The sequence below is a fragment of the Kocuria sp. p3-SID1428 genome (assembly GCF_025149945.1).
Taxonomy (GTDB): Bacteria; Actinomycetota; Actinomycetes; order Actinomycetales; family Micrococcaceae; genus Kocuria.
In genome coordinates this window covers 43,688-49,712 of the sequence record NZ_JALXVH010000017.1, presented here as the reverse complement: position 1 = coordinate 49,712, position 6,025 = coordinate 43,688, and the positions used below count along the sequence as shown (strand labels likewise).

Here is a 6,025-nt window from a genome sequence, read left to right as displayed (position 1 = left end):
GGGCCGAGCCATCATGCCTCGGCCCCCTCATCCGTCTGCGCCAGCCCGCGGGCGCAAGGGGATCAGTCGCCGATCAGCTCCAGGACCTGGTCGTGCAGCAGTCCATTGCTGGCCACGGCGTTTCCGCTGAACGGGCCGGGGGCCCCGTCGAGCCCGGTGAAGCGTCCGCCGGCCTCCTCGACGATCGGGACCAGCGCGGCCATGTCGTACAGGTTCAGCTCCGGCTCGGCGGCCAGGTCCACGGTGCCCTCGGCCACCAGGCAGTAGGACCAGAAGTCGCCGTAGGCGCGTGTGCGCCACACGCGGTCCGTGAGCTCCAGGAAGTCGTCGCGGCGCCCACGGTCCTTCCACCCGCTGAGCGAGGAGTAGGACAGCGAGGCGTCCTCGAGCCGATCCACCGACGAGACGCTGAGCCGCTCGGCCTTGGCCAGGGAGCGCCCTGCCCAGGCTCCGGTGCCGGCACCGGCCCACCAGCGCCGCTGCAGGGCGGGGGCGGAGACCAGCCCCACGACGGGGACGCCGTCGTCGATCAGGGCGATCAGCGTGGCCCACACGGGCACGCCGCGCACGAAGTTCTTGGTGCCGTCGATCGGGTCCACGACCCACTGCCGGGATCCGGCGCCGGTGGTGCCGAACTCCTCGCCCAGCACGGAGTCACGATTGCGGACTCGGGCCAGCTGGGCGCGGATGAGCTGCTCGGCGTCGCGGTCGGCATCGGTCACCGGGGTGAGATCTGGCTTGGTCTCGACCTGCAGCTGCTGGGAGCGGAACCGCGCCATGGTGAGCGAGTCGACGGTGTCAGCAAGCACATGGGCGAGGCGGAGGTCATCCGTGTAGGAACCGTGAGGGCGCATGCGCTCCAGGCTAGCGGAGGCTCAGGTCCCCAGGGTCTTGGACTCGGTCTCCTGCTCATGTCCGGCGCTCAGCAGGCGGCGCAGGGACTCCAGCCGCTCAGGGCCGGCCTGACCTGCATGTCCGTGCGCGACCCAGTCGTCCAGGGCGCAGCCGGGTGCCTCCGCCAGATGCGTGCAGCCCTTGGGGCACTCGGCGATGGCCGGGCCCAGCTCGTCGAAGGCCTCGACGATCCGATCGGCCTCCACATGCGCCAGACCGAACGAGCGGACGCCGGGGGTGTCGATGATCCAGGTGCCGGCAGGGGCGTCTGGCATCCGCAGTGCCAGCGCCGAGGACGAGGTGTGCCGACCCCTCCCGGTCACGGCGTTGACGCCGCCGGTGGCCCGCTGCGACCCGGTCAGCGCATTGACCAGTGTGGACTTGCCGACTCCGGAGTGCCCGAGCACCACGGAGACGCTGCCCAGCAGCTGCTCTCGCACATCGTGGACCAGCTGCTGATCCAGCGGTAGCGAGTCCTCCTCCGCCTCGGCCGCATCCTCACCGGCGGCACCGGAGGTCAGCACGGTCAGCTCGAGCGCCCGGTAGTGCTCGATGAGCCACGACGGGTCCTGCAGATCCGTCTTGGTGATGACCAGCAGCGCCTCGAGGCCGGCGTCGTAGGCGGCGACCAGGGAGCGGTCGATGAAACCGGTGCGCGGCTGCGGATCGGCAGCGGCCACCACGATCACGAGTCGATCGGCATTGGCCACGACCACTCGCTCCACGGGATCCGTGTCATCGGCGCTGCGGCGCAGCAGCGTGGTGCGAGGCTCCAGACGCACCAGACGGGCAAGGGTGTCAGGACGCCCGGAGACGTCCCCGACGAGGCCGACTCGGTCCCCGGCCACGATGGGGGTGCGCCGCAGCTGCTTGGCGCGCACTGCGGTGACCAGGCGCTCGTCGTGCGAGGACTCGTGGACCACGACGGTGAAGCGGCCCCGATCCACGGCCACGACCCGCCCGATCACGGCGTCCTCGTGGGCCGGGCGGTCCTTGGTGCGCGGCCGCGATCCCTTCTTGTTGGCCCGGACCCGGACGTCCGACTCGTCCAGCTCGTCCCACGATGCCGCCCCGCGATCAGCGCGCGCCATGGCTGTCCGAGTGCTCGGCGGCGGGGGAGGAGTCGGTCTGATCGGGCGCGGCGCCGGTCTCCGGCATGGAGTCGGTGAGCATCTGATGCCACAGCTGCGGGAACTGCGGCAGGGTCTTGGCGGTCGTGGCGATGTCCTCGACCTGCACGCCGTCCAGGACCAGGCCGATCACAGCGGCAGCCGTGGCCATGCGGTGATCCTCGTAGGAGTGCATGACGGCAGGGTGCAGCTGCCCTGGCTCGATCCGCAGGCCATCGGGGGTCTCCTGCGCATGCCCGCCGATCCGTCGGATCTCCGCGACCAGGGCGGCCAGGCGGTCGGTCTCGTGCCCGCGCAGGTGGGCGATCCCGCGAAGCACCGACGGCGAGTCGGCCACCGCGCAGATCGCAGCGGCGGTAGGGGCGAGCTCGCCGGCCTGGCTGAGGTCCAGGTCCACGCCGTGCGGCGGCTTGGACGAGCTGACGGTGAAGGTGCCCAGCTGTCCGTCGGCCTCCGGCTCCAGGGTGACCTGGGCGCCGAAGGCCGGGAGGATCTCCTGCCAGTGGGCCCCGCCCTGCGTGGTGCGCAGCGGCCAGTGGGGGATCGAGACGGTGCCGCCCGAGACGACGGCCGCCGCCAGGAACGGCCCGGCGTTCGACAGGTCCTGCTCGATGCTCAGATCCACGGCCTGCACGGGCCCGGGAGCCACCGACCAGGCGGCGGGCTCGGAGTCCTCGACCTGCACGCCGGCCTCCCGCAGGCACTGCAGGGTCATCTCCACGTGCGGCATGGACGGCACGCCCGCGCCGGCGGCACTGACGTGGCGCAGCTGCAGGCCGTGCTCGAAGCGGGCGGCCACCAGCAGCAGTGCGGAGACGAACTGCGAGGACACGGAGGCGTCGATGCTCAGAACGCCGCCGGGCAGGGCGCTGCGCCCGATGACCGCGAACGGCAGACGGCCCGGCACACCGAGCTCCTCGACCTCCACACCGAGCCCGCGCAGCGCCTCGATGACCGGCCCCATGGGGCGGCGCTCGGCGGCGGCATCGCCGTGGAACTCCGTGCGCCCGGGCACCAGTGCCGCCAGCGCCGGCACGAAGCGCATGACGGTGCCGGCCAGTCCGCAGTCGATGCGCCGCGGGGCGGAGGCGGGGTCGCCTGACTCCCGGCAGGCCTCGGCGCAGGCTGCGGTGCCCAGCCGCTCGAACGGAATGGGCGTGACGAGCCAGTCATCGCCGAAGTCGCCGTGCCCCGGGACGTCCTGGACCTGCGCGCCGAGCTCGCGCAGGGCCTGGGCCATCAGCTCGGTGTCGCGGGAGCGCAGCGGGGCCCTCAGCCGCGACGGGGCATCAGCCACGGCGGCCAGCAGGAGCCAGCGATTGGTCAGCGACTTGGAGCCGGGGACGGTGAGAGAGGCCTGGACGGGACGGGAGCCGAGGAAAGGAGCCGGCCACAGCGCCATGGCTGCGACCGGCTCCTGGCCCTCGTGCTCCGTCGGGAGATCGCGGGTCACGCAGTGCTCCGTTCGGGGTTCGACGAGAAGGTGGCTCTGAGGAGGCGCTCAGTGCTTCTTCTGGGCCTTCTTGGCCGCCTTCTGCGCCTGCTTGATGCGCTCGGCGGCGCGCTTCTGCGCCTGCTCGGCTACCTTCTTGGCCGCCTTCCGCGAACCGCGGGTGGACTTCTCCGCGGACTTCTGAGCCTGCTCGAGGCGCTTGGAGGCATCCGCGGCGAAGCTGCTGGAGGACTTGGAGGCGGAGTCCACGAAGTGCTTGGCGCGCCAGGCCAGCGACGGACGGCCGTTGGTGTCCACGGTGGCCAGCATGGTGGCGCCGATCAGCGAGACGTTCTTCAGCCCGGAGCTGCGGCGCGCGGCCTTCTGCTCCTTGGTGCCGTGCTCGGCGGCCTGGAAGTCCAGGTAGGCGTTGAGGCTGGTGGTCACGACCAGCACGGAGGCGGCGGCGCGGGGGAACTTGCCCAGGCCGTAGGCCACCCCGGCGGTGACCTGCGCGGCGGCAAGGCCCTGGGCCACGACGGCGCTGTTGGACACGGCGGGCTTGGCCTGCGGGACGGCGCGCTCGACCCCGGACAGGACGGGGGCCAGGTGCTCGGCGGAGCGCGACGAGTTGCGGAAGGCGTCGACTCCGCTGACCACGAATCCGGTGGCCAGCAGCGGGCGGGCGATGATGCGGACGATGCTCATAAGGGGTCCTCCTGGATGTACTGGCGGTCCGGCGTGCGCGGACCGGTGGCCCTTCTCCTCACCCATCCTAACCAGGCTGTCGGACGTCGCACCGGCGCGCTCGCCCGAGATGTCGGGGACGCTGCCCGGGCGCGGCAGCAGGACGCGGGTTCGGCGGGGGCCTTCCCTGCCGCTGTGCTGTGATCGCGGCTCTCGCGGCCGTGCCCTCGAGAGCCGGGGTCACGGAATAGGCGAGCGCCGCGCACCGTTGCGCCCTGTAGAGAGGCCGGGGAACCGCACATCCCGGAACGAGACTCAGGGAAGCCGCAGGCCTCCCGCACCGAGAAGCCAGGGGAGGCAGGGACATGGCGCTGACAGCCACCCGCGCGGTCGAGCCGGAACCGGCGCGCCTAGACTTGCCGGCGATGAGTGAATCAGAGGACACCGCGGACCGGACCGAGCTGAGCGCGCAGGACGGCGTCATCGTGGAGGATTCCGGCCAGGACCCGGGGACCGACCCGGAAGCGAGCGCGCCCGAGGAGCAGACCGTGGATCTCGAGACCGAGACCCCGGAGCAGCGCGCCGAGCGCTTCGAGCGCGAGGCCATGGTCTACGTGGATCAGCTCTACGCGGCGGCGCTGCGCATGGCCCGCAATGCCGCCGATGCAGAGGACCTCGTCCAGGAGGCCTACACCAAGGCGTTCTCGTCCTTCCACCAGTACCGCCCCGGCACGAATCTCAAGGCGTGGTTGTACCGGATCCTGACGAACACGTACATCAACCTGTACCGCAAGCGCCAGCGCGAGCCCAAGCAGTCGGACACCGAGACGGTCGAGGACTGGCAGCTGCACCGCGCGGAGCAGCACACCTCCTCGGGACTGCGCTCGGCGGAGGTCGAGGCCCTCGACCATCTGCCCGACTCGGACGTCAAGCGCGCTCTGCAGGAGCTGCCGGAGGACTTCCGCATGGCGGTCTACCTCTCCGATGTGGAGGGCTTCGCCTACAAGGAGATCGCCGAGATCATGGCCACGCCGATCGGCACCGTGATGTCTCGGCTGCACCGCGGCCGTCGGCTCCTGCGGGAGATGCTCAGCGAATACGCGGCCGATCGCGGGATCGACACCACCAAGGGCGGTCGGCGCAAGTCCTCGGCCACGCAGCGGGCCGCCGCCGACACCACGTCCGCCGCCAGGGCACGGGCCGCCCAGCGCACCACCGATGAGAAGCAGAAGGACTGACCATGACCGACCCCCAGCGCGACGCTCACAACGACGGCACGCCCTGCGGCTGCTCGCAGGCTCAGCTCGAGCGGATCCACGAGTACCTGGACGGCGCTCTGACCGTGGATGACGTCCGAGCCATCGCCGAGCACCTGGACGACTGCCCGGACTGCACGAACGAGCATGACCTCGAGCGAGAGATCCGCATTGCCGTGCGACGCTCCTGCGCGGAGACCGCCCCGCAGACCCTGCGAGCCTCGATCATGTCCCGCATCAACGAGGCCTGCGGCCGCACCGGCGCGGAGGCCTCGTCGCAGTCGGCCCCGGCGAGCCCGCAGTGAGCCGACGCGCGGGGCTGCGGCTTCCGCGCACATGACGAAGGCCCCGACCGGAGGAGCTCGAGGAACTCGAGCCGCCCTGGTCGGGGCCTTCGTGCAATGCTGTCCCAGTCCTGCCCGGGAACGGGCTCAGGAGTTGGGGCGCTTGCCGTGGTTCGCGTTGTTCTTGCGACGGTCCTTGCGCTTGCGTCCACGCTTGCTCATGCGTGCCTCCTCGGTCGAGTGGTCGGGGATCCGGCGGGGGCGGACGGCGCACAGCCGCCCGCAGCCTTCCGCGGACATCCGCCCATTGTTCCACATCCGCGCAGGCGGAGGGAACGAGAC

7 protein-coding genes are annotated in these 6,025 nt (G+C 71.5%); 2 read left to right on the top strand and 5 right to left on the bottom strand.

The features are described from left to right. Positions 1-62: 62 nt before the first annotated feature. From hisN to M3E84_RS05540, 4 genes are all read right to left on the bottom strand, one after another. Complete coding sequence (gene hisN, locus M3E84_RS05555) at positions 63-854, bottom strand: histidinol-phosphatase (RefSeq protein ID WP_259895138.1); 792 nt, start codon at positions 852-854, stop codon at positions 63-65. Positions 855-875: 21 nt separating this feature from the next. Next, positions 876-1,985 carry a ribosome small subunit-dependent GTPase A gene (rsgA, locus tag M3E84_RS05550; RefSeq protein WP_259895136.1) on the bottom strand — a complete coding sequence of 370 codons (1,110 nt, stop codon included), beginning with the start codon at positions 1,983-1,985 and terminating at the stop codon, positions 876-878. Further along, entirely contained in the window at positions 1,972-3,426 is a 1,455-nt protein-coding gene (aroA, locus tag M3E84_RS05545; protein ID WP_259895148.1) for a 3-phosphoshikimate 1-carboxyvinyltransferase, read from the bottom strand. The genes rsgA and aroA overlap by 14 nt, the downstream gene beginning before the upstream one ends. 99 nt (positions 3,427-3,525) lie before the next feature. Continuing rightward, a complete protein-coding gene (locus M3E84_RS05540; RefSeq protein WP_259895135.1) occupies positions 3,526-4,164 on the bottom strand; it encodes a DoxX family membrane protein in 639 nt (212 codons plus the stop codon). Positions 4,165-4,568: 404 nt separating this feature from the next. Between M3E84_RS05540 and M3E84_RS05535 the strand changes: the two genes are divergently transcribed. Both M3E84_RS05535 and rsrA read left to right on the top strand, forming a co-directional pair. Next, positions 4,569-5,381, top strand: a complete 813-nt coding sequence (locus M3E84_RS05535) for a sigma-70 family RNA polymerase sigma factor (protein WP_311200438.1) — start codon at positions 4,569-4,571, stop codon at positions 5,379-5,381. Between the two features lie 2 nt (positions 5,382-5,383). Continuing rightward, a complete protein-coding gene (gene rsrA, locus M3E84_RS05530) occupies positions 5,384-5,704 on the top strand; it encodes a mycothiol system anti-sigma-R factor (RefSeq protein WP_259895134.1) in 321 nt (106 codons plus the stop codon). 126 nt (positions 5,705-5,830) lie between these two features. Here the strand turns inward: rsrA and M3E84_RS12480 are convergent, their stop codons facing one another. After that, positions 5,831-5,905, bottom strand: a complete 75-nt coding sequence (locus M3E84_RS12480) for a 50S ribosomal protein bL37 (protein WP_396415568.1) — start codon at positions 5,903-5,905, stop codon at positions 5,831-5,833. Between the last annotated feature and the right edge of the window lie 120 nt (positions 5,906-6,025).